Genomic DNA, 21,749 nt, shown 5'->3' with positions numbered 1-21,749 from the left:
CCTATAGCCGTTCTACCTTCGCTTTTGTTCGTATCTGACGCACAGACGAGGAGAAGCGAGTGAGAAAGATCGGATTGCTGGGCACGGGTTTCGCGCAAGCGCACGCAGCGGTGTACGCCGCTCGCGACGACGTGAAGGTGATCGTCTTCGGCCGCAGAACCGAAGCGCTGCAGTGGTTCACCGACAGTTTCGGCTTCGCGACCACCACCGATCTCGATGTCGTGTTCGACGACTCGGACATCGACCTGATCGATATCTGCCTGCCGACGAGCCTGCACGCGGCGATGGTGCTGCGTGGCCTGGCCGCGGGCAAGCATGTGCTGACCGAGCTGCCGCTCGCGGCGGACCTGGATGCGGCCCGGGCGGTGACCGCCGCGGCCGCGGCCAGTGACCGGCAGGTGTTCGTGGACATGTTCGAACGCTTCCTCCCGTCGAACCGGCTGCTGTTCGACGCGGTCGCCGAAAAGACCTATGGGCCATTACGTCACCTGGCGATCGAGCTGAACACCGCGCCGCTCTGGCCGGGTGCGAATCTCGGCTTGTCCGCCGTCCCGATGGACATGATGCACAGCGATTTCGACCTGCTCATCTCCGTTCTGGGTATGCCCGACACTGTCGAAGTTGTTGCGGCAGCGGGTGGTACGGAGTCCGGGGTGGTGGATGTCGTATTCGGCTATCCGCATGCGAGCGCGCGGTGTTCGTCCTCGTCCATGATGCCGATGAGCTACGGCGCGCGCGGCGGCTATCGGGCCACCTTCGCCGACGCCATCCTCGAGTCCACCTCCACGCAGGGTTACGACGGCAAGCCCGATTCCGTGGTCACCGTGTACACCGCCGATGACGTGCAGCGTATCGACCTGCCCGGTGGCGACCCGTACACGAGCATGATCGAGCACGTCTTGGCCTGTCTGGGTGCCGAAGCCACGAACCTGATCACTCCGGCGTCGGCATTGGACGCGCTCGAGTTGACCGTGCAAATCGATCAGCACGTCAACGGCTGACAGGACTTCGCCGAAATGCCCTTCCCTGCAATGACTTTCATCCTGGCGTAGTCGGCTTCCCTGCGGGCGCCTGGCCTGGACCGCCTGTCGCCCCGGAAGCGTTGGGGCGAGCCGCTACCGTGCTCGGACGGCGTAGGTCAGGTGGGTTACCCGCTGCGTCGGCTCTGCGCGGATCTGCTGCAGGGCTACGCGGCTCGCGTCGACGCCCTCGAACAGGCGGATTCCGGAGCCGAACAGCACTGGTGAGACCGCGACGGTGAACTCGTCGATCAGTCCGGCGTTCACGTACGCCAGGATCGTTGCGCCGCCGCCCGCGATCCGGACGTCCCGGTCGCCCGCGGCCGCGCGGGCTTGGTCGAGGGCGGATTCGATGCCCTCGTTGATGAAATGGAAGGTGGTCCCGCCCAATCGTTTCCAGGGGTCGCGCTGCTCGTGGGTCACGACGAAGACCGGGGTATGGAACGGCGCGTCCTCAGGCCAGGCGGGTTCACCGGCGTCGAACATGCGCTTGCCCATGACACTCGCGCCGGTGCGCTCGTGGGTTTCGCGCGCGATGTCGTTGTCGCGGCCCTCCTCGCCGCCGGCGCCGAGCTTCAGGTTCTCCCGGGTGAACCGCAACGGAAACATCCACCGGTGCAGTTCCTGCCACTGCCGGCCCATCAATTCCTCGGGGGATTCGGGCGCGATGAACCCGTCCAGCGACATGGACACGCTGAAGAAGACCTTCCCGGCCATCAGCTCTGCGCTCCGGCCCTGACGAGTTCGGTGACGTAAGCCGCGAGCCCGTCGAGGGTCTGCCTGCCGCCCTCGATCGCGTGGTACTTCTCTACCGCCTCATCGCGTAACTGCTTGGTGGGGAAGACCGTTCGCATCTCGATCCGGGTCGCCGCACCATCCGGGGCGAACGTGAGGACCGATTCGAAGGCGTTCGGGTCGTCGCGGGACTCGCCGTGCAGCATCGCGATCCGCGACGGCGGGGTGATCTCGGTCCACGCGATCCACTCCTGGTAGTCCGTCCCGTCCGGCCCGTGCATCACGAAATCCCATGCCCCACCGACGCGGAACTCGAACGCCCGCGTGGTGGTGGAGAACCCCGCCGGCCCCCACCACCGCGACAGGTGCCGGACGGCGGTGAACGCCTCGAACACCAACTCCCTTGGGGCGTCGATGATCCGGCTGATCACGACCTCGCGCTCGGCGGTAGCCGACTGCGTTGTTCCGCCCGTTTCGCTCATCAATTCTCCTTGTGCCGTTCTTGTTTCAGGTCCTGCACGTACTCGTCCAGCCGATCGAAGCTCTCGTTCCAGAACCGCTCGAACCCGCCGGTCCATTCGTGCACCGGTCGCAGCCCGCGGGCGTTCAACCCGTACAGGCGTTGTTTGCCCGCCTTGCGATCCCGCACCAGCCCGACCTCCCGGAGCACCCGCAGGTGCTTGGACGCCCCCGGCTGGGTCATCCCCAACTCCTGTGCCAGCTCGCTCACCGGCCGCTCGCCCGCTCGTAACAGCACCAGGATGTCCCGGCGCTGCGGCTCGGCGATGGCATTGAAGACGTCCGACGTCGTAGCTGCTCGTGCCATGAGCGCAATCATATTCCGATATGGGTATACGTCAAGCGGTGCGCTCGCAAGGGCCCGATGGTGGGCGCGCCGAGGTCGAGGAAATTCGGCGCGGTGCAGCGCGTACGTCTCGTCAGTGCCGGGCGTAGCGGGTCTCGTACCACTGATCGCCGGCCGGTTCGCCGGTCAAGTTCCAGCTCCACGACTCGACAGGGGTGATTCGCAGATAGTGGCCGGGCCCCACCATGCCCACTCGTTCGACGGGCGGTTCGGCACGACCGTAAACACGAATGCCACGAGCAACGAAGGGGTCGAGGGAGACGAGATCGTCGATGACGAGCGCGATTTCGGCGTTGCCTGCGCTGACATTGCGTGCCTTGCGCGTCCCGGGGAAGGTCGCGCCACCGCCGACCCAGAAGGAGGCGCCATCGAATTCGAAGGCGACGGGAACGACGTCGGGCTGCCCGTTCGTGGCACGGGTGGCGAGGCGCGCGAGCGGCTGCGACCGGAGATATTCGACTTCTGCGTCGGTGAAGGTCATCGGCGGATTATGCCTCGCAACACGAAGTAGTCGGGGTTGTTCGAATCCAGCTCGCCACCCGGTGGTTGACTAGCGAGTAGCGGGCCGCCAGGCTCGCACTGCGCCACGTACACCCATCGAGCACGAGATATTCGGAGGTGGAGATGAAGGCGATCGTCGCGACCGATCAGACCGCGGAAGCTGCCGGGATCACGTTGGCCGAGCGGCCCGAGCCGACACCGGCGATCAACGATGTCGTCGTCGAAGTCCAGGCGTCGGGCTTCGTCCCTGCCGAGTGGGAGTGGCCCTCGACCTGGGTCGATCGCTCGGGTCGCGATCGAGCGGACGCGATCATCGGCCACGAGCTCGCGGGCGTGGTCACCGCCCTCGGTTACGGCACGACGGGGCTCTCGCTGGGCCAGCGAGTCATCGGCATCACCGACTGGCACCGTGACGGCACCCTGGCCGAGTACACAGCCGTCGAGGCACGCAACCTGGCGCCGCTGCCGGGCGACGTCGACTTCACGGTGGGTGCCGCCCTGCCGATCTCCGGGCTGACCGCCTGGCAGGGCCTGTTCCAGCACGGTCGTCTGCGGGCCGGGCAGACCGTCCTCGCACACGGCGCCGCCGGCGCGGTCGGGTCTGTGGTCACCCAGCTCGCCCGGGAGTTCGGGGCCTACGTCATCGGCACCGGACGCGCGGCGGACCGCCAGGCGGCGCTCGACTTCGGCGCGAACGAGTTCCTCGATCTCGACGGCGAGCAGCTCGAAGACGTCGGCGGCGTCGATCTGGTCTTCGATGTGATCGGCGGGGACGTGCAAAGGCGCTCGGCGAGCATCATCCGTCCCGGGGGGACGCTGGTGTCCGTCGTCGGCCCCGCCGAGCATCGCCCGGTCGACGGACTCGCGGTCGACTTCGTCGTCGAGTCCGTACCGGGTCAGCTGATAGAGATCGTCGACCGGGTGCGGGACGGACGGCTGCGCACCCACATCGGCACCGTCGCGACCCTCGATGACGCGATCCCGGCGCTGAACCCGACCACGCGGCGCAAAGGCAAAACCGTGATTCGCGTGCGGCCCTGAGCTTTTCGCGCGCCCAGCGCGTTACGGGCGGCTCGCTCGCAGTATGCGGACCGGCCGCAGTGCCCGGGGATCGTCCGCGAACTCCGCGGACCCACCGAGGTAACCGGCGATGAGGTCCGCGGCCGCGTGGTCCTCGACCTCGGTGAGGCCGAGCGCGCGCAATTGTGCTGCGATGTCGTCCGGGGTGAAGTAGCTGAACCAAGGTTCGCCGACAGCTGCCGCCCGCTCCGCGCGGGCCAGCAGCTCCGCACGATTCGCACCGTTGTCTGCCAGATAGTCGAAGACCACCTCGACCGGCGCTGTCTGACCGGCGATGTATTCGAGGGTGGCACTGGCGGCGTCGGGCGTCAGATAGAAGACGACACCGAGCCACACGAACACGGCCGGCTCGGACCGGTTGAACCCGGCATCCGCCAATTGCGTTGCCAGTAGGTCGGTTTCGAAGTCGACGGGTACGAAGGCCGACAGTTCAGGCAGGTCGATACCGGCCGCGGCGAGTCGTTGACGTTTCCACTCCTGGGTAGCGGGATGGTCGACCTCGAACACCCGCAGTCCGGAATGCGGGTTGCGATAGGCGAAGGTATCCAGGCCCGCCCCGAGGATCACGACCTGTCGCGCGCCCGCCGCGACGGCCTCGGCCACCCGATCCTCGGCGAATCGGGAACGAGCGGCGAAGAACAACCGCCGCGGCCGATCGCTGACACCGAGCCGCAGCACACCCAGACTGTCATCGCTATCGGAACGAGCCGCCGCGGGCCGCCCCGCTTCCGTCAGCTCATCCTCCCCGACACCCAGCAGGCGCACCGCCAAGGGATCCGTGAGAATCCTGGGCTGATCAGCGATTTGGTGATAGGCACGCGCGTAAGCAGTCGCGAGCGCGGTCCGGCTCGGTCCGTCATTCTCCATATTCGGAACCTACTCATGATTGCGGCCCGAGCACCATGAACTCGGCCACACCGAGCCTTGCCGACCCGTATCAGCTCGGTGTCAGGGCGATGTCAGGCCAGGCGCTGAGAGTTGTTGCGTGACCAACCGCCTGTGCCGAACACCAGCAGGCGACCTCGATTCGAAGTTTCACTCAGAAAAAGGAGTACAGCAATGGCCAGCGCAACGAACCAGAGCGGTGTCGAAGACGGATGGGGGAAGGTCGCCGACGCCTTCCGCGCGAACTTCGAGAACTTCGGTGAGCGCGGCGCGGCGTGCTGTGTGTACGTGGATGGTCGCCGCGTCGTCGACCTGTGGGACGGTGTCGCCGGTCGCGAGGTGGCCGGTCCCGACGATCGTGCGGCCGAGCAGCCGTGGGGTGCGGACACCATTGTGCGGGTCGCCTCCACGACGAAAGGCGCCACCGCGATCTGCGCCCACCTGCTGGCGCAGCGTGGTCAACTCGATCTCGACGCCCCGGTGGTCCAGTACTGGCCGGAGTTCGGCGCGCACGGTAAAGACCGGATTCCGGTGCGCTGGTTGCTGTCTCATCAGGCCGGCCTGCCGGTCGTCGACGGGCCGCTCACCTTCGAGCAGGCGTGTGCCTGGGAGCCGGTCATTCGCGCACTCGAGGCGCAGCCGCCGCTGTGGGAGCCGGGCACCGAACACCTCTATCACGCAGTCACCTACGGCCACCTGGTCGGCGAGGTGGTGCGGCGGATCTCCGGCAAATCGCTCGGCACGTTCTTCGCCGACGAGGTCGCGGCCCCGCTGGGGCTGAGTGCCTGGATCGGGCTGCCCGAGGAGCACGAGCACCGTATCGCCCGGATCGACTACGCCGACCCCTTCAGTGTCGAAGAACTGACCGCAGGGATGATCAAAAGCACTGGGCTGGAAGAGGATACGGTAACCGCCTGGATGAACGCGGGGTTCGGGCCCGACGCGGTCTCGCTCCGTGCCGGGGAACTCGGTGGCGCGCTGGACAATATGGCCGACCCCGCGACCGCGTACTACACGACACGGGCATGGCGGGCGGCGGAGTTCCCGGCCGCCAACATGATCGCGGACGCGCGTTCGGTCGCACGGATGTACGCTGCCACGGTCAGCGAGGTCGACGGCATGCGCCTGCTCGACTCGTCCACGGTCGCGAACGCGATCGAAGTCCAGACCGGGAAGTCCCGGATGCACGGGCTGCCAACGGGGTCGGACATCCCAGCGGACCGCAGTTTCTATATGTCCCTGGGTTTCTGGCGCGCCTGTCCGCCGCTACCGATGCTCGGGCCGTCCTCCTTCGGCCACCCCGGTTCCGGTGGCTCGATCGGCTTCGCCGACCCCGAGGCTCGCGTCGGCTTCGCCTACATCCCGAACCTGTGGAACTTCCGGCCCGACGACCCCCGCGCCACCAACTTGGCCCAAGCCGTCCGAACCTGCCTCGGATGAACGAGAACCCGCCTTCTCGACAGTCACCCGGCTCGGCCGGACGCCCATCACGACTCCGGATTGCCGGGGGATGTCATCACCAACACTTTTCGATTCGTCGGTTCATGCGGATGACTGCCCTACAAGCTACTTCGGGGCGAGGAGCTGGGACGGCACAGTAGTTGTGTGGCACCCGGTGGGCACCGGAGTGCCGGTGTCGAGGCGTTCCCGCAGCCAGGCGAACGCGGCAGGGGCGGCCGAGAGAATCGTGCTCATGTGCTCGGCGAATTCCTCCCGGATATAGGTGACCCGAGCCCCACGAGCACAGAGATCTTCGACCATCCGGTCGGTCGAAGCTACCGGAATCACTTCGTCGTGCACGGCTTGAAAGACATAGAGCGGCGCAGTGGCCGCATGGGTTCCCAGCCTGGCCTCGTTGATCGCCTCGGCGAGCGGTGGCAATGCCAGAACCTGGTCGAGCGGGATGTCGAAATACCGTTTCCAGTCGGACAGGAACTGCTGAACCAGGGTGACGGAAAGACATTGCGTCTGAATCTGTTCCATCATGGCTACACCCTCGGGGGTCAGGTGCGGTTGCATCGCCGCTTTGACCTCGGGATAGGTGGCGTAATAGGAGGACAGCCCGCTACCGACTATGGCCGAGAAGGGTCCGCCGTTAGTGGTGAACAATGCCGCGTTGATGTCCGGTCCGGGGCCGCCGTACGCGGCGCCCGCCAGGTCGAGTTCGGGTGCGTAACCGGGCTGCACCTCGGCCGTCCAGCCCGTCGCGAATCCGCCGCCCGAGTACCCGTACAGGCCGATGCGGGTTTCGGAGCCGAGACCCAATGGTGCGAACTGCTTGGCCGCGCGAATACCGTCCAGCACCATGTAACCGGGCTCTTCGCCAACCGGGAAATGGCCGGATCGTCCGCCGAAGTCGGGTACCGACACCACCCAGCCGTGCTGCAGCAAGGTCTGCAAATCGATCAGTTGCCCCGTGGTTTCCATCGAGGATCGGGCACCGGTCTGTAATCCGTAGGACGGGACGCACAGTGGGCCGGAGGCGTCCTCGAACATTTGCTGCGATATCAACGGCCGGTCCGGCCGGACGTTATCGGGCAGGAACACCGTGGTGACGGTGACATCCGGTTGTTCGAACAGGTCGGTGGTGCGATAAAGCAGTTGCCAAGCTTGCGCCGGCAACGGCACCACCGGTTGGATCGGCCGGGATCGCAGAATCGTGCCCGGCGCCGCGGACGCGAAATCGTCTGGCGGTTGGTAGAACTCATCTACCTGCGGCAGGGGTGGCGCAGCGCCCGCCGGATTCGCTGAAGCAAACACCGGCCCGGCCATTGTCACCATGACGGCCACTGCGGCCACGCCGAACCTGCGGACGCGTCGTTGCGCCTCTCTGGACATTTCGACCTCCATTGTTCGAAGACATCGACTTCGCGGAGCTGGAACCACCTGAAATGCACCTACTGAGACAAGTGCTAGCTTGTGTCTCAATGAGACATTAGCTCTTAGGTGTCTCAAAGGCAAGCGTCGAGGCTGGATGCCGTCGAGCCGTATAGGTCACATTGCCGATGAGACACGCCGGGCGTAGTGTCTCCAGTGAGACACCGTTTGCCATGTGTGTCAACCAGCTGGGGGATAGAGATTCATCGGGTCGAGCAGAGGAGTTTGCCGTGAACGTTCAGACGACACTATTGGCGCTTCCGGATACGACGCCGGCCCGGCGAAGTCTCGAGCTCGTGCTGCGCGAGGAATCGCCGGCAATCGCCAACCACAGCATCCGTAGTTTTCTGTTCGCGAAACTGTTCGCGGACCATGTCGAGGCGGCACCCGGTGCGGACTACGACCCTGAACTGCTGTTCCTCGCCTGCGTTCTGCACGATCTGGGGCTCGGCTCTGCCGCAGGCCGTGATTTACGCTTCGAGGTCGACGGCGCGAACATGGCTGCGACATTCCTGACCGATTTGAACGTGCCCGCTGCCGATGTGGACGCGGTGTGGGAAGCTATCGCGCTGCACACCTCGGCCCACATTGCCGAACAGCGAAACACGTTATGCTACCTCACCCGCTCCGGAATCAATCTCGATTTCGGGCCGCCGGCCGGATTCCTGTACGGGCCTTCCTCGGAATTCATCACCGACGAGCAAGGTGCGGCAATCCACGAAGCCTATCCACGCTATTCGATGGCGACGGCACTGGCGAACGCGGTGATCGAGCAGGCGACGACATGGCCGGCCACCGCGCCCCCCTTCTCCCCGGCCGCGGTCATGACGACAGAACGCCGGCAGGCGGCCGACCATCTCAGCTGGACCGAACGTGCCGCGAGCGCCGGACGGTGGGGAAACTGACGCGTCGAATCGACGCGTCGACCGACAAGGAATCGAGGTTCGACCATGGGTGCACAGGATGGGTTCGATTGGAGCTGGGCCAGCGGTACCGGCGGCAAGCTCGACCGGCGGCAGATGGGCAAGCTCTTGCTCGCCGCCGCCACATTGGTTCCGGGAGCGTTCAGTAGCCACGCGCTGTCATTTCTGGGCGTACAGGGTTCGGCCGCACTCGACGAGATCGGGATGCGCATTCCGGATACCGCCCTGGCCAAAGAGGCTGAATGGGAGGCTCGGCGGCGGCTGACCCCGTGGGTGCTGGAGCACTCCTATCGGGTCTATTACTTCGGTAAGGCTTTGGCGAAACTCGACGGGGTGCCGCTCGATGAAGAGTTGCACTTCACCACGGCCATCCTCCATGACATCGAGTTCGAACATCCAGTTCCCGGAAGGTGTTTCGCGGTGCGCGGCGCCGAAGATGCCGAACGCTTCCTCACCGGCCTCGGTGTCGCCCGGGACAAGGTGGTCCTCGTGCGCAACGGGATTTCCGGCCACATCACCTTCGGTGTGGAGAAGGATCTGTCGGATCTGGCCGGTGTCGTTTCGGCCGGCTGTGAGACCGACCTCGGCGGGACCCGCGTGGAAGAAATGAATCGCCAATGGGTGGATATGGTGGTGGCGCAACACCCTCGCCTCGATTTCAAACGGCGGGTGATCGAAGCTGTGCGCTTGGAATCCGAAGCCGTTCCGGACGGACGGACCGCCCTGATGCGCCAGATGGGTTTCGAAATGGGTGTGACGAACGCACCTTTCGCGGAGTGACGTCCGCGACGACCGGAAGCTTTCAGCGATACCACGGGGGTGGACCATGCACGTTCGCGTCAAATTCTCAGCATTCGCAGCCGTAGCATTCGCGGCATTGTCGCTGTCGACCACTGTCGCTTCGGCTGCTGAACTCATACCGCACCAACTGTCGGCGGTCGACGGCGACTACCCTCCCGAGCAACGCGCCGCCGACGAGAAGACCGCGGCAACACAAGGTCCCGGCCTGGAACAGCAACGTGCCGACGCTCAGCACCGACTGAAGCGGCACCCCGCCACAGCAGTCGCCCTGCACCGTCGGCCGACCGCACTGGGTCCGATAGCTACGCACTTTGCCGGCAACCCGAAGTCCGACTCGCCTACTGGCACTCCGATATCCCAAGTGCTGGCCGCGTTGCTGGGTGTCGAACAGAACAACCCGTCTCCCGGCGAACTCATCAGCGCCAACCCGCCGTCGGTCGGAGCCGCTGCCGCACGGACGACCGCCCGGACCGCCACGGATTTCGGGAATGGCCCTGTGCGATAGGCAGACAGCGCGCCCGGCTGGGCCGCGATCCCGCCGACTTCGCGCCAGTCGTCGATCAGGGTGGTCGGGATGCTGACCGGCGTTGATCCGGCACCGCGCTAGCACCCGACGTGGCCGCTCCCTCGCCGCCATGCTTCGTCCATGCGGCCGAGAAGGCAGATCGCACTGCGGCGGAGAAGCCGAATGCGGGTCCCACTGCCTGGACCGCGGCAACCGCGAATATCGCCTGGTGCCGCATGTTCGGTGAGCCGTCGCCTCGAGTCGACAGCGTCGAGGAGGTGGACCGGGAGCCACCGCAAGGTCTCGTGCGAGAAGTTGATAAACGTTGTGCACCAAGGGCCTTCGTGATTGGGCTCGACTCGGTGGCGCGAGGAGCGGTCGGCGGAAGAAGTTCACATGTCGATGCCGTATGCGCTCATCATTCCCGCTCGCAGTCGTTCGGAAGGGTGCCAGCGGCGGGCGAGGTCGTGTTGGGCGGCGATGCGGGCGGGGTCGATGATGAAGTCGGGGCGTTGCGGCTCGGCTCGGTCGAGGGCGGCGCGAACACCGGCGGGGTCGAGTTCGGCCAGGAAGACCGGGGTGTCCATGTGTTGCCGCCACGAGGTTTCGAGTTCGCCGGCGTCGACAGGGTCGAATCCCACTGCGTCCACCAAATCGAGCACCTGTTGTTTTTCGGTGCCCGCGGGGCCGGCGACGGGCAGGGCGATGCGGTCGGCGGCGCCGGCGGGCCGGCCCGCCTGTTCGAGCAGGAATGCGTGAATGGTGTTGAACGCCTTGTAGACCGGACGGCCGAGCTGGTGTGCCACCCAGACGCTGTCGACGGTGTCGGTGTCGAAGCCGGGCAGGGCGGCGTCGCGTTGCGGGAAATAGTTGCCCGTGTCGAGCACCGCGGGGCCGGTCGTGTCGGCGAAGACGGTGCGGGCGAGGCGTGGGATCGCCGCATAGGGGACGCTCACGATGGTCAGGTCGGTGTCGGCGGCCGCCGTCCGGGCCCAGACCGGCTCGATGCCCGGCAGGTCGGCGAACTCCTCGGCCAAGGCCGCCGGATCGCCGGAATTGGCGACAACGACGTCATATCCATTCGCCGCGAGCAGCCGTGCCAGCGTGCCGCCGATCATGCCGATACCGATTACGCCGATGGTCTTCATATCTCGCTCCCGTTGCGCTCCTGGGCCGCGAGCAACGCGTCCCCGTTCTCATGAATCCACCGACCCAGCTCCCGTACCGGCCCGTCGACGAGACTCCCGCCGAGCGTCGTCAACGCGTAATCGACCCGCGGCGGCCGTTCCCCGAACCGCTGCCGCTGGATCAGGCCCGCTTGTAACAGCCGCCGCAGCGTCTCGGTCAGCGATTTGTCGCTGAGCCCGCCGACCCGTTCGTGCAGCACGCCGCGCCGGTGCGGCCCGTCGTGCAGGGCGGCAAGCACCACCAGGTCCCAGCGGTGGGTGAACAGATCGACCACCGCGCGCAGCTGACAATCCGCCAGCAACTGTTCCGGCCCACCATTTCCGTTCATGCCGACCATGGTGCACCGCAGTTTCCTACCGATCGGTGCATATCGGTGCCGTGTCCGTTAAACCTCGGCTACCGACGGCGCTGTCATCGACGCCGTCGCCCAAGCGGGACGACTGCCTGCGAGGCGAAGCCGAACCGTCGGCGAAGGGCCTCGGTCCTGAGGCTGCTCGGCCCGGCAGTCCCGTGGCCGAATACGGCGTCCCTGCGCCAACCGGCTGCCGCAACCGGGACGTTCCGCTGCAGATCCTCGACTCAGGTGCTGCGAAGGTATTCATTTGTTTCCATCGGCGGAACATTTGGCCGCCGCACTCGGATTGCCCGGGTGCGTGATGGCCCTCGGCCGGGAACGGACTCGGGCGGGTTGTCGGAATGTGGAGGTGAACGGCATGACTACCCAGCACAAGTGGGCGACCGGCGAGGTGACTGTGCCGGTCGTACGGACGGCACTGGAGTTGATCGGCCGTCCTGGATCGCGTCGGATGATCCCGACGCCCGCGGCGGTGATCGATCTGGCTGCGTTGCGGCGCAACCTTTCTCGCGCGGCACAGCTGTGCGCGGACAGCGGTGTCGCGCTCCGGCCGCACGCCAAGACACACAAGTCGGCGGATCTGGCACGGCTGCAACTGGACTCCGGAGCTGTCGGGGTGTGTGTCGCCAAAACCGGTGAGGCCGAAGCGTTGTTCGCGGCGGGGATCACCGATCTGTTGATCACCTCGCCGATCATCGATCATCACGTGGCCGCACGAGTTGCCGATCTGGCTGCACAGGGCGCCTCGGTGCGGGTCACCGTCGACCATCTCGACGGTGTGGTCGCGCTCGCCGCGGCCGCGCGTACCCCGATCGACGTGCTCATCGACGTCGACGTGAACATGCACCGCACCGGCGTGCCCGATCCCGAGGCCGCGCTCGTGCTGGCCGCGCCCATCCAAGCCTCGCCGAACCTGCGGTTGCGGGGTGTGCAGGGATACGGCGGGCATTGGCAGCATGTGCGGGAACCAGATGCCCGGCGCGCGGCGGTGGCCGACGGTATGGAGTTGCTCACCGCCACGATCGACGCGCTGGACAAGGCCGGTTTCGACACCGGCATCCGCACCGGCGGCGGTACCGGCACCCTCGACGCCGACCTCGCGCTGGGGGTGCTCAACGAGGTGCAGCCCGGCTCCTACGCGGTGCTGGATCGGCAGTACGGCGAGGTCGAGAGCACCTGGTTGCGATCGCTCGAGCAGGCGTTGTTCGTCCAGTCAACGGTCATCAACACCGCTCAGCCGCAATGGGTTACGGTCGACGCCGGGTTGAAAGCGTTCGCCACCGACGCCGACGTGCCTGGCACCGACCTCGGCACCTATGTCTGGTACGGCGACGAGCACGGCGTTCTGGTCGTCGGTGAACCGGAGCGCCCGCCGCTCGGTTCTCGCGTCGAATTCGTTCCGCCGCACTGTGATCCGACCATTGATCGCTACGACTTCATCCACGTCGTCGAGAACGATGTGCTCGTCGACCTGTGGCCGGTGCACGCGCGCGGACGCTCGCAGTAGCGAGTGCGTTCGCGGGTTCGAAATTCTGCGTCGCCCGCCGGTGTGCGATCAGGTCGTTCCGCGAGCACCCCGGTCACGGTCCGGTGGCTGATATGCCACGGGGGTTGGCGAGGCGGAACCGCCGGCTCGCGCACGCTGCGTGCGGTGGGCCGTTCGGGTCCTGCTCAGCAGGTGCCGTTCTGTACCGGATAGTGGATGACGACCGCACCGCCGGTCGCGTAGTTGGCGACATCGGCTGCCACCTGTTGGCCCTGCGGAGACGTCCGAGCCGCGGTCATTGCCGCGATGTCAGCGAATTCGGCTTCGAAGACCGCGAAGTACGGCGTCTGTCCCTGCGCCGCTGCCACCTCGAAGCTGTAGCGCCACGCGAGCAGACCAGGCATGCGCGTGACCAGGGGGAGGTGGATGTTCACGTAGTAGTCGCGGAAGTGGTCGGGATCGGCGGGCTCGGGATACAGGACCATCAGCTTGTGCACAACAGACTCCGTTCAGCGGCGAGCGACGACGGTAGCGCACGGCGAGCGGACCGTGAATGGCAGGATCGAAACGATCGACGAGATGTACGGCGCGACCGACGACGCGGTCATCGCGAACCACGTGCGCTCTGCCCCGAACCAGGCACGGACCCACCCGAACACCCGGATGTCATTCGAGGAGATGCCGATGACCGAGGTCACCGAGCCGAAATACCAGCGCGGCACCGCCGAGCTGGACGCCCTGGCGGAGATCGAGCGTCGCACGCTGTGGCTGGCGGTTTCGATGATTCATCACGCCAACCGGGTGCGGCCGAATCCGTCGGGGTTGAAGGTGGGCGGTCATCAGGCGTCGTGCGCGTCGATGACCACCATCATGACTTCGCTGTGGTTCACCGCATTGCGCTCCGGTGACCGGGTTTCGGTCAAACCACATGCCTCGCCGGTGCTGCACGCCATCAACTATCTGCTGGGGGAGTTGGACGAGTCGTACCTGACCACCCTGCGTCAATTCGGTGGGCTGCAGTCCTATCCCAGCCGGTCCAAGGACCCTGACCCGGTCGACTATTCGACCGGATCGGTCGGGATCGGGGCGACCGCGCCGATCTGGGGTGCGATCGCGCGGCGCTATCTCAACGACGCACTGGGTGCCGAAACCGGTACCGGCCGGCAGTATTCGCTGGTCGGTGATGCGGAGCTGGACGAGGGCGCGGTGTGGGAGGCGGTGGTCGATCCCGGTAACGCCGATCTCGGTGAGATCGTATGGATCGTCGATCTGAACCGGCAGTCCCTGGACCGGGTGGTGCCCAATATCGCGGCCGGTCGGCTGGAGGCGATGTTCGCCGCCGCGGGTTGGCAGGTGCTCACGGTGAAGTTCGGCCGTCTACTGGAGTCGTTGTTCGCCCGGCCGGGCGGCGCGGCGCTGCGTACCCGGATCCTCGACATGCCCAACCCTGAGTACCAGCGCCTGCTGCGCTGCGACGCCGACGAACTTCGGCGCAGGCTGCCGGGCAGCGGGACCGATCACGCGGAATTGGCGGAATTGATTGCCGGTCTGGATGATTCGACGTTGCTGGCGGCGATCCGTAATTTGGGCGGGCACGATATGCAGGCTTTGATCGAGGCCTATGCGCAGATCGACGACACCCGCCCGACGGTGATCATCGCCTACACCATCAAAGGCTATGGGCTGCCGACGCAGGGGCACCCACAGAACCATTCGTCGCTGCTGTCGGTGGCCGAGTACGAGTCGCTCGCCGCCGAACTCGGCCGCGATCCGCAACAACCGTGGGCGCGGCTCGACGACGAGAGTGCCGCCGGGCGGTTGTGCGCGGATACCGCGCTGCGGTTGCGCCGTGAACCGGTGCCTACTGTCGAAGTACCCGAGGTACCAAAGGATTTCGGCCACACGCCGAAAAGTGTCGCGACCACGCAGGCGGCGCTGGGGCGCACCCTGCTGGACCTGAGCCGGGCGGCGCCGGAGATGGCGCGGCGGGTGATCACCGTGAGTCCCGACGTCAGCTCGACCACCAATCTGGCGGGCTGGATCAACAAGGTCGGCGTGTGGTCGAGCGCCGAACGGCACGACTGGTTCGCCGACGACGCCGAAACGCTCGTGCGCTGGCGTGAGCAACCCACCGGGCGGCACATGGAACTCGGCATCGCCGAAACGAATCTGGTGGGGCTGATCGGCGAACTCGGCGCGACCTGGAGCCGGTGGGGCCAACCCCTGTTCCCGATCGGTGTGCTCTACGACCCGTTCGTCGAACGCGCGCTCGAACCCTGGACGTACGGCATCTACGCCGGCGGGCAGTCGATCCTGATCGGCACGCCGTCGGGTGTCACGCTCGCCGCCGAAGGCGGTGCCCACCAATCGATTACGACGCCCTCGATCGGTATCGAGACCCCGGGCCTGATCTGTTACGAACCCGCGTTCGCCCTCGATGTGGAATGGACGCTGCTGGCCAGTATCGCCCGCCTCGGGCGACCGGACGGGACCTCGGCGTATCTGCGGTTGTCGACCCGGCCGGTCGAACAGCGGCTCGCCGAGGTGCCCGCCGACCCTGCCGCGCGGGAGCGCCGGCGCAAACAGGTTGTCGCAGGCGGATATCCGCTGCGCCGGCGCGAGGCCGCGGTCGTCACGATCGTCGCGATGGGCGCTGTGGTGACCGAGGCGGTGGCTGCGGCCGACCGGCTCGAATCGGGCGGGGTGGTCGCCGACGTCGTGTGCGTCACCAGTCCTGGTCTGCTCTTCGAGGCATTGCAGGCCAGGCAAGGTCGCGGCCGCGGTGAGAGCTGGATCCTGGATCAGTTGTTCCCGCCCGCCCGGGCCACGCCGATGGTGACCGTCCTGGACGGCCACCCGCACACCATGTCTTTCCTCTCCGGAATCAACCGGGTGCATCATATCGATCTCGGGGTGACACGTTACGGGCAGGTCGGCTCGCTGGAGGAGGTGTACCGGTACCACGGGTTGGACGCCGACAGCATTGTCGCCGCCGCTCTCGACGTTCTCGGTGCGGCCGGTTGAGTGCGCCACCTCCGCCGGTCCAGCGCGTTCTCGGTCACTGAAGTGTCCGGTCCGAGTTCGGCGGTCGGAGGTCGAGCATGAGCTGGGCACGTAGTTCCCGCGGCGTCACGGAGAGCTCGGTCAAGCAGTCGACCGCTGCTCGATTTATCGCCGCCCGCCAGGTGCTGATATCGGATTGTCCAGCGGCCTCGAGGAGTTTCGTGTCCAACTGCTCCTGAAATTCGGTGCGGGTCCGCCGCCGACGCGCAGCCAAGCGCTGGACCTCCAACGAAACCAGTTCGGCCCATGCGCTTTCCAGCGGTGGAGTCGATGTGGAGTCGGGCAGGCTCGCGTACCTCGATTCGAGTTTGCGCAGCACATCTGCGGCCACCGACACGGAATGGTTCTTGATGGTGGCCAGATTGAAACTGAAGGCCCCGAGCCGTCCATGCCGAACAATCTCGTCGCCTTCCCGGGGAGCCCCCACCGCGGAGACCGCTCCGGACTTGCGGCCATCAACCATGAGCAAGGCGCCGAATCGGTCTACCTCCACGCCTCTTCGGGTCTTCCGGTGCGGAACGGCCAGCCCACTGTCGAGGAGGCATTGCCACAGCCGAGACCGCACCGCGGCATAGTCGAACTCTCGGCCGAAATTGGAGATGACCAGGTCTGCTGCCAAGGTTCGGTGTGGTCCCTCGCCGGAGCGTGTCAGCAACAATCGGTCCTGCTCGAGCGGCTGCAAGTCCGTGACGCGGCCGGTCACCACCTGGACCTGCCCGCTGACGCGGAGCGCGGCATCCACGACGGCGGTGGTGTACGCCATCGCACTGACCCGTAGCGTGGCGAGACGGCTGCCGTACTTTTCCAAAAGGAACTGCAGGTCTTCGGCGGAGATGTTCTGGAATATGTCGGGCAGATATGCTTCCCAGGCTTTCGCGACTCGCTCCGAAATCACGGCGGTGTGTACCTCGGGATGCTGCTCGGCGACGAAAAGGCATGCCCTGATCCACTCGGCTTCGAGTTGGCCGGCGAGAGTCGCACGTCCCTGCTCGATGTCGACAATGGGTGGCGGGACGGCCAGTACGTCATGCCGGTGGTCGGCCGGGTAGGTTCCCGGCGTCAGGCTCGACGGCGAAATCATGTATATCGCGCCGGTGTGCCCTTGCCGTAGCAGCAGCGCAGCGAAATCGTAAGCGCTGAGCAGTGTTCCGATGATCGCGACGACAGCACGCGGCGGCAGGGCCTTGATTCGCTCCACTGCCTCGCCGGTGTACGGCAGCCGAATATAGGACGGGTGGTCGAGCACGGCCTGTGCGTAGCGCGGGTGACGCAGTTCAGGTCCCGTTGCGAGGATGATGTGGTCTGCGTCCACGGTCGTCGTTTCGAGTCCGGGGCCGCCCGACCAGGACAGGTTTTCGATCGCTGCGGAAATGCCGTCGGCAGACGGCGTCAGGCCGACCATTTCGCCGTCTGCCTCGAGCAGGACGACGCCGTCGCCGGCTTCCGCCGCGGCCTCGGCCAGCCGCTGACCGAGGTAATCCGCATAGATCCGGCGTGGTGCCGGATCCGATTCGAAGAAGGTGACTTCCCGCCATTCCGGCGGCCACGCCGATCGATCGGCTTCTCGGTTGGCCCAATTCAAGAAGTCGTCGACATCCTCCCGGAAAGCCGACATCCTGCCCGCTTGGATGTTGAAGATGTGGTGCCACGGATTTCCCGCCGCGTGATACGCGACTCCCGCGTGTCTGTGTTCCTTCTGACGTTCGAGCAGGACAATTTCAACAGGCTCGGTGGCGAACCGCAGCAGTCGTATGGCCGTGGCGGTGCCGGCCAGACCTGCACCGACCACGACGATTCGCCGGGACCTCGGTGGTGATCCCGCCTGATCGGCTGCTACCCGCACGATGACGGCGAGAGTTTCTGGACCGGAGGGTTCCCGAGCCTACCCTCGGCCCACCCGCGGATGGCATCCCCGAACGCCCGGCGCCACTGCTCGCTACTGGTCGCGTGCGCATTGAGCTGACGTACGGCATCTAGCTGCGCCGAGCTCGGTCTGGCCGAGAACCCTAGTGTCGCTGCGAAAGTCGCCGCGTGGGGCGGCACGACATCAGCGTGCGCCGCGGGAACCCCCGCCGGGTCCGGCTCAGAAACATCCGCAGCTGTCGCCAGCGCAAACATCATGCGCGCAGTATTCCTCATCGTCGATGATCTTGACCCTGCAATAGCCTCATTCTGTTCGACACGTACCCCTGAGCGGTATCGACCGAACGCATGACAACCGTTGTCACGTCCCGTGATTGACGCCGAGTCCTCGTGGATGAGTCCGGCTGCGCCTTACGTCGCGATAAGCTGTTCAGATCCAGTCCCGCCGCCGGTTACTCGTCAGCCCGGCTGACGCTGGGACCGGCGCCGCACGGCCCACGATGCGTTATCACCAAGCGACGGGCAAACTTTCGACGCCGTGCACGGCTGTCATGGTGCGGAACTGGATGTCCGCCGGATCGAGATCGAGCCGGAGTCCGGGGAAGCGTTGCAACAGGGCCGGGAGTGCGATCCGTAGTTCCATCCTGGCCAGGGGAGCGCCGACACAGTGGTGGATGCCGTGGCCGAACGCGACGTGCGGGACCGGCTTGCGTGCGATGTCGAAGTCGTCCGGTGCGGTGACCAGACGCGGGTCGCGGTTGGCCATGGGCAGCGAAACAACCACCAGGTCACCGGTTTTCATCGGCTGCCCGCCGATGACGGTGTCCGTCGTGACCGTCCGGACCAGGCCCGTGTGGACCGGTGTGCAGAAGCGGAGCAGTTCCTCGACCGCGCCGTCGACCCGGTGCGGCTCGTCGCGGATCGCGGCGAGTTGGCCGGGGTGTTCGAGAAGCAGGGCGGTGCCCGCGCCGAGGGTGTTGGCGGTCGTCTCATGCCCCGCGATCAACAGGACGAGGGCGACGCCGACCAACTCGTCGTGGCTGAGGTCGTCATCGTGTTCGCGGATGAGCATGCCGATCAGATCATCACCCGGAGCAGTGCGCTGCCGGTCGACGAGATCGCCCATATAAGAACGCAGCGCGAGGAAGGCTTCGGTCCGCTCTTCTTGCGCCGCTGTGGCCCGCAGCTGGACCGCCGTCAGACGTTGGAACATTTCCCGGTCGGCATAGGGGACGCCGAGGAGTTCGCAGATGACCAGGGACGGGACGGGGAGTGCGAAGCACTCGACGAGGTCGACCGGCGAGCCCGCGTCCTGCATGCCGTCGAGTACCGCTCCGACAACGGCGCGCACCCGAGGCGCCAGCTCGCGCATACGGCGCATCGTGAATTCGGGGGTGAGCAATCGGCGCAGGCGGGGGTGTTCGGGCGGATCCTGGCCGACCAAAAACGATGCCGCACTGGCGAACTGCTTACCGGCCGAGTCGGTATCGGTCGACGCGGCGGGCGGATTCGCGCGACGGCCAGGTGTCGCGCTGCTGAACCGGGCGGCGTCACCGAGTACGGCGCGTACGTCCTCATGGCGGGTGACCAGCCAACCCGGCACTCCGAAAGGCGTGTCCGTTCTGGTGAGGCCCTCTGTGTGCGCTCGCTCGGTCAGAGCGGGCCCCGGGCTGTATCGCTCACGCGCTGTGTGAACAAGGTGCAGTGGCGTCTGCGACGTCATGGCTTCTCCCATCGAACCGCGGTCGGCACCGGTACTCCGAACCTCCGCGCTGAAGTTAGGCTTACTCAGTAAGCTTATCAAGTAAGCTTATTTGGACAAGATGCCTGAGCGCCCCGGCCTCTGTGGCTCGTCCTTACCTGGTAAATTTACTTTGTAAAGCCCCGGTAGCAGGAGGGAGTTCCACGCGCATGCCGAACAAAGGGGACCGCGGCGGGGCGAAGACGCGAGCGCGCATCGCCGAGGTCGCGCAGGAACTGTTCGTCGGGCGCGGCTTCGACAACGTCACGATCGCCGATGTCGCCGCGACGGCGGGCGTGTCCAAGGTGACGGTGTTCTCGCATTTCGAACGGAAGGAAGATCTGCTGTTCGACCGTCTTCCGGACGTCGTCGAGATCGTCCGCAACGCGATCCGCGGGCGGGGCGACACCATCGATGCGGTCGAGGCGCTGCGCCGGGCCGCCGTCGCGCTCGGCGAGGAGCGGCACGTGCTCTCGGGCCTCGCCGGCGACATCGAACCGATGATGCGAACCATCACGGCGTCGCCCGCTTTGATCGCGCGGCTGCGCGCCTTCGCGTCCGAAATCGAGGCAGCACTGACCGCCGAACTCGACCAGGACCCCGCGTTCTCCGGTGACAGCGCGCTCGCGGCAGCCCTGCTCGTCGCCGCGTACCGGACAGTCGCCGTCGACACGGTACGGCGCCGGCTCGCCGGAGACGATCTCGCCCACCTCGCTACAACGCACCGTCAGCGCTTGAATCAGGCGTTCGACGCGGTGCAGCACGGTATCTCAGGCGGTCATCCCGCGACCTGAACGTGGTTGACAACGGTGCCCGGCAACCGTGACGTGCTCGGCCGGGGGACCCGGTTGCGTCAAGAGTCGAACTGCATCTGTTCCCACGAGAGCGCTTCTCGCCACCCCTCGCGTTGAAATGCCCAGTCCTGCACTACTTTCACCACGGTGTCGAAGGCCGGTGAGACGACGCTGTCCCACGGTGCGTCGTCTCTGGTCGTGGCACGGAAATGCGCGTCGGGTCCGCCGTCGCGGAATTCGATGATGTAGCTGTGACCGTCGGCGGGATCCACGTCTTCATCGAGGTGGACCTGGATGTAGAAGTCGCCGGGTTCGGGTCCGCCGAGCCGATCGACGATCACGAACGGCGCATTGAAGCTCATGTCCGCCAGGATGTCGTGCAGCTGGGTCCGAGACGGGTTCTCGACAGTCCGCAAACCGACATGCTTCCCGGCAGTGAAGAATGATCGCGGTTGCCTGGTCTTGGTGTGCGGCAATCTGGTTCATGTAGTAGCGGCGGACCCGAAGGCCGATGGCGAACATCTCGACGGAGTTCGTTCGGGTCGAATGAGTGAATAGGAGCGGGTATGACCGCCGATGTGGCCAGTCAAGTGATCGGGGCTGAGCGGGAGCGGATCCAATGCCTTCTCGACGTGGATCGCGGCGCCTACGACCGCTTGCACGCCGCGGAGTACCGGTTGTGCAACCCGACCGGCACGGTGTGGACCAAGGCCGCCTACCTCGATCTCCTCACCACAGGACGGGTCGTCTATCGGGAACTGGGGTTGATCGGCGATATGGACGCCATCGTCGGCACCGACGTCGTCGTCCTGCGCTACCAGTGCGTGATCGAACTCGCCGTCGACGGAGCGGGCATTCCGCGGCATGAGGCCTGGCACACCGATGTCTACACCAATGCCGGCGGCATATGGCGTTGTGTCTGGTCGCAAGCCACCGGCATCACGGACCTTCCGTTGGCCGCACCCTGATCCGGCACGGTGCGCCCGACGTGAACTCCGCACCGGTGGAGTCCTGCGGCAGCAGCTCGAGTTGCCCATCCAGGCTGAGCGATTCTCGACCGACCTGGCG

The 21,749-nt window shown here is 66.0% G+C and carries 22 protein-coding genes; 9 read left to right on the top strand and 13 right to left on the bottom strand.

Going from position 1 to position 21,749, the window contains the following annotated elements; genetic code table 11:
- Positions 1-59 precede the first annotated feature (59 nt).
- Positions 60-1,001: a Gfo/Idh/MocA family oxidoreductase gene (locus NVU01S_RS18095; protein ID WP_043670138.1), complete on the top strand. Its 942-nt coding sequence runs from the start codon at positions 60-62 to the stop codon at positions 999-1,001.
- Positions 1,002-1,115: 114 nt separating this feature from the next.
- Here NVU01S_RS18095 and NVU01S_RS18090 read toward each other — a convergent pair whose 3' ends face one another.
- From NVU01S_RS18090 to NVU01S_RS18075, 4 genes are all read right to left on the bottom strand, one after another.
- Positions 1,116-1,736 (bottom strand): dihydrofolate reductase family protein, encoded by a 621-nt coding sequence (locus NVU01S_RS18090; protein WP_043670135.1) that lies wholly within the window; start codon positions 1,734-1,736, stop codon positions 1,116-1,118.
- Positions 1,736-2,236 (bottom strand): SRPBCC family protein, encoded by a 501-nt coding sequence (locus tag NVU01S_RS18085; protein ID WP_043670132.1) that lies wholly within the window; start codon positions 2,234-2,236, stop codon positions 1,736-1,738. Before NVU01S_RS18085 ends, NVU01S_RS18090 begins: the two co-directional genes overlap by 1 nt.
- Entirely contained in the window at positions 2,236-2,580 is a 345-nt protein-coding gene (locus tag NVU01S_RS18080; protein WP_043670129.1) for an ArsR/SmtB family transcription factor, read from the bottom strand. The genes NVU01S_RS18085 and NVU01S_RS18080 overlap by 1 nt, the downstream gene beginning before the upstream one ends.
- 112 nt (positions 2,581-2,692) lie before the next feature.
- A complete protein-coding gene (locus NVU01S_RS18075) occupies positions 2,693-3,100 on the bottom strand; it encodes a PPOX class F420-dependent oxidoreductase (protein WP_043670127.1) in 408 nt (135 codons plus the stop codon).
- A 143-nt stretch (positions 3,101-3,243) separates the two neighbouring features.
- Here NVU01S_RS18075 and NVU01S_RS18070 point away from each other — a divergent pair, with 143 nt between their 5' ends.
- A complete protein-coding gene (locus NVU01S_RS18070) occupies positions 3,244-4,161 on the top strand; it encodes an NADP-dependent oxidoreductase (protein ID WP_043670362.1) in 918 nt (305 codons plus the stop codon).
- Positions 4,162-4,182: 21 nt separating this feature from the next.
- Here NVU01S_RS18070 and NVU01S_RS18065 read toward each other — a convergent pair whose 3' ends face one another.
- Positions 4,183-5,067 carry a class I SAM-dependent methyltransferase gene (locus NVU01S_RS18065; RefSeq protein ID WP_043670125.1) on the bottom strand — a complete coding sequence of 295 codons (885 nt, stop codon included), beginning with the start codon at positions 5,065-5,067 and terminating at the stop codon, positions 4,183-4,185.
- Positions 5,068-5,259: 192 nt separating this feature from the next.
- Here NVU01S_RS18065 and NVU01S_RS18060 point away from each other — a divergent pair, with 192 nt between their 5' ends.
- Positions 5,260-6,525 carry an EstA family serine hydrolase gene (locus NVU01S_RS18060; protein WP_043670124.1) on the top strand — a complete coding sequence of 422 codons (1,266 nt, stop codon included), beginning with the start codon at positions 5,260-5,262 and terminating at the stop codon, positions 6,523-6,525.
- Between the two features lie 126 nt (positions 6,526-6,651).
- On the opposite strand, the gene NVU01S_RS18055 is transcribed toward NVU01S_RS18060, so the two are convergent.
- Positions 6,652-8,046 (bottom strand): lipase family protein, encoded by a 1,395-nt coding sequence (locus tag NVU01S_RS18055; RefSeq protein WP_156161570.1) that lies wholly within the window; start codon positions 8,044-8,046, stop codon positions 6,652-6,654.
- 146 nt (positions 8,047-8,192) lie between these two features.
- Here NVU01S_RS18055 and NVU01S_RS18050 point away from each other — a divergent pair, with 146 nt between their 5' ends.
- Entirely contained in the window at positions 8,193-8,867 is a 675-nt protein-coding gene (locus NVU01S_RS18050) for an HD domain-containing protein (RefSeq protein ID WP_043670122.1), read from the top strand.
- A gap of 114 nt (positions 8,868-8,981) precedes the next feature.
- On the top strand, positions 8,982-9,665 hold the full coding sequence (locus NVU01S_RS18045) for an HD domain-containing protein (protein WP_156161569.1): 684 nt from the start codon (positions 8,982-8,984) through the stop codon (positions 9,663-9,665).
- Positions 9,666-10,583: 918 nt separating this feature from the next.
- Here NVU01S_RS18045 and NVU01S_RS18040 read toward each other — a convergent pair.
- On the bottom strand, positions 10,584-11,339 hold the full coding sequence (locus NVU01S_RS18040; protein ID WP_063775963.1) for an NADPH-dependent F420 reductase: 756 nt from the start codon (positions 11,337-11,339) through the stop codon (positions 10,584-10,586).
- Complete coding sequence (locus NVU01S_RS18035) at positions 11,336-11,707, bottom strand: winged helix-turn-helix transcriptional regulator (RefSeq protein WP_244467231.1); 372 nt, start codon at positions 11,705-11,707, stop codon at positions 11,336-11,338. Before NVU01S_RS18035 ends, NVU01S_RS18040 begins: the two co-directional genes overlap by 4 nt.
- A 385-nt stretch (positions 11,708-12,092) precedes the next feature.
- On the opposite strand from NVU01S_RS18035, the gene NVU01S_RS18030 reads away from it, so the two are divergent.
- Positions 12,093-13,241, top strand: coding sequence for a DSD1 family PLP-dependent enzyme (locus NVU01S_RS18030; protein ID WP_167829381.1), 1,149 nt, complete (start codon positions 12,093-12,095; stop codon positions 13,239-13,241).
- A 164-nt stretch (positions 13,242-13,405) separates the two neighbouring features.
- On the opposite strand, the gene NVU01S_RS18025 is transcribed toward NVU01S_RS18030, so the two are convergent.
- Together NVU01S_RS18025 and NVU01S_RS44225 are read right to left on the bottom strand one after the other, a co-directional pair.
- The gene (locus NVU01S_RS18025) at positions 13,406-13,717 is read right to left on the bottom strand and encodes an EthD family reductase (protein WP_043670116.1); all 312 of its coding nucleotides are present in this window, start codon (positions 13,715-13,717) and stop codon (positions 13,406-13,408) included.
- Between the two features lie 12 nt (positions 13,718-13,729).
- Positions 13,730-13,918: a hypothetical protein gene (locus tag NVU01S_RS44225; RefSeq protein ID WP_167829376.1), complete on the bottom strand. Its 189-nt coding sequence runs from the start codon at positions 13,916-13,918 to the stop codon at positions 13,730-13,732.
- Between NVU01S_RS44225 and NVU01S_RS18020 the strand changes: the two genes are divergently transcribed.
- Positions 13,905-16,244 carry a thiamine pyrophosphate-binding protein gene (locus tag NVU01S_RS18020; RefSeq protein WP_244467230.1) on the top strand — a complete coding sequence of 780 codons (2,340 nt, stop codon included), beginning with the start codon at positions 13,905-13,907 and terminating at the stop codon, positions 16,242-16,244. The genes NVU01S_RS44225 and NVU01S_RS18020 overlap by 14 nt on opposite strands.
- Positions 16,245-16,278: 34 nt before the next feature.
- Here the strand turns inward: NVU01S_RS18020 and NVU01S_RS18015 are convergent, their stop codons facing one another.
- Positions 16,279-18,072, bottom strand: coding sequence for an FAD/NAD(P)-binding protein (locus NVU01S_RS18015; RefSeq protein WP_209444793.1), 1,794 nt, complete (start codon positions 18,070-18,072; stop codon positions 16,279-16,281).
- Between the two features lie 582 nt (positions 18,073-18,654).
- The gene (locus tag NVU01S_RS18005) at positions 18,655-19,869 is read right to left on the bottom strand and encodes a cytochrome P450 (RefSeq protein ID WP_043670112.1); all 1,215 of its coding nucleotides are present in this window, start codon (positions 19,867-19,869) and stop codon (positions 18,655-18,657) included.
- 188 nt (positions 19,870-20,057) lie between these two features.
- Here NVU01S_RS18005 and NVU01S_RS18000 point away from each other — a divergent pair, with 188 nt between their 5' ends.
- Positions 20,058-20,681 (top strand): TetR/AcrR family transcriptional regulator, encoded by a 624-nt coding sequence (locus NVU01S_RS18000; protein ID WP_043670109.1) that lies wholly within the window; start codon positions 20,058-20,060, stop codon positions 20,679-20,681.
- A 59-nt stretch (positions 20,682-20,740) separates the two neighbouring features.
- Here the strand turns inward: NVU01S_RS18000 and NVU01S_RS17995 are convergent, their stop codons facing one another.
- On the bottom strand, positions 20,741-21,043 hold the full coding sequence (locus NVU01S_RS17995) for a hypothetical protein (protein WP_209444792.1): 303 nt from the start codon (positions 21,041-21,043) through the stop codon (positions 20,741-20,743).
- A 204-nt stretch (positions 21,044-21,247) separates the two neighbouring features.
- Between NVU01S_RS17995 and NVU01S_RS17990 the strand changes: the two genes are divergently transcribed.
- Positions 21,248-21,649, top strand: coding sequence for a nuclear transport factor 2 family protein (locus tag NVU01S_RS17990; RefSeq protein WP_043670103.1), 402 nt, complete (start codon positions 21,248-21,250; stop codon positions 21,647-21,649).
- The last annotated feature ends 100 nt before the right edge of the window (positions 21,650-21,749 follow it).

Source organism: Nocardia vulneris (genome assembly GCF_001613425.1).
Taxonomy (GTDB): Bacteria; Actinomycetota; Actinomycetes; order Mycobacteriales; family Mycobacteriaceae; genus Nocardia; species Nocardia vulneris.
Note: the sequence above shows the minus strand (reverse complement) of the source record. Positions and strands in the feature narration are given on the sequence as shown.

Excerpts from the sequence above, each read along its gene's own strand:
- NVU01S_RS17990 (WP_043670103.1), top strand. The coding sequence starts at position 21,248 with ATGACCGCCGATGTGGCCAGTCAAGTGATCGGGGCTGAGCGGGAGCGG.
- NVU01S_RS18070 (WP_043670362.1), top strand. The coding sequence starts at position 3,244 with ATGAAGGCGATCGTCGCGACCGATCAGACCGCGGAAGCTGCCGGGATC.
- NVU01S_RS18005 (WP_043670112.1), bottom strand. The coding sequence starts at position 19,869 with ATGACGTCGCAGACGCCACTGCACCTTGTTCACACAGCGCGTGAGCGA.
- NVU01S_RS18090 (WP_043670135.1), bottom strand. The coding sequence starts at position 1,736 with ATGGCCGGGAAGGTCTTCTTCAGCGTGTCCATGTCGCTGGACGGGTTC.
- NVU01S_RS18085 (WP_043670132.1), bottom strand. The coding sequence starts at position 2,236 with ATGAGCGAAACGGGCGGAACAACGCAGTCGGCTACCGCCGAGCGCGAG.
- NVU01S_RS18065 (WP_043670125.1), bottom strand. The coding sequence starts at position 5,067 with ATGGAGAATGACGGACCGAGCCGGACCGCGCTCGCGACTGCTTACGCG.
- NVU01S_RS18020 (WP_244467230.1), top strand. The coding sequence starts at position 13,905 with ATGACCGAGGTCACCGAGCCGAAATACCAGCGCGGCACCGCCGAGCTG.
- NVU01S_RS18045 (WP_156161569.1), top strand. The coding sequence starts at position 8,982 with ATGGGCAAGCTCTTGCTCGCCGCCGCCACATTGGTTCCGGGAGCGTTC.
- NVU01S_RS18060 (WP_043670124.1), top strand. The coding sequence starts at position 5,260 with ATGGCCAGCGCAACGAACCAGAGCGGTGTCGAAGACGGATGGGGGAAG.
- NVU01S_RS18000 (WP_043670109.1), top strand. The coding sequence starts at position 20,058 with ATGCCGAACAAAGGGGACCGCGGCGGGGCGAAGACGCGAGCGCGCATC.
- NVU01S_RS17995 (WP_209444792.1), bottom strand. The coding sequence starts at position 21,043 with ATGAGCTTCAATGCGCCGTTCGTGATCGTCGATCGGCTCGGCGGACCC.
- NVU01S_RS18035 (WP_244467231.1), bottom strand. The coding sequence starts at position 11,707 with ATGAACGGAAATGGTGGGCCGGAACAGTTGCTGGCGGATTGTCAGCTG.
- NVU01S_RS18040 (WP_063775963.1), bottom strand. The coding sequence starts at position 11,339 with ATGAAGACCATCGGCGTAATCGGTATCGGCATGATCGGCGGCACGCTG.
- NVU01S_RS18080 (WP_043670129.1), bottom strand. The coding sequence starts at position 2,580 with ATGGCACGAGCAGCTACGACGTCGGACGTCTTCAATGCCATCGCCGAG.
- NVU01S_RS18030 (WP_167829381.1), top strand. The coding sequence starts at position 12,093 with ATGACTACCCAGCACAAGTGGGCGACCGGCGAGGTGACTGTGCCGGTC.
- NVU01S_RS18075 (WP_043670127.1), bottom strand. The coding sequence starts at position 3,100 with ATGACCTTCACCGACGCAGAAGTCGAATATCTCCGGTCGCAGCCGCTC.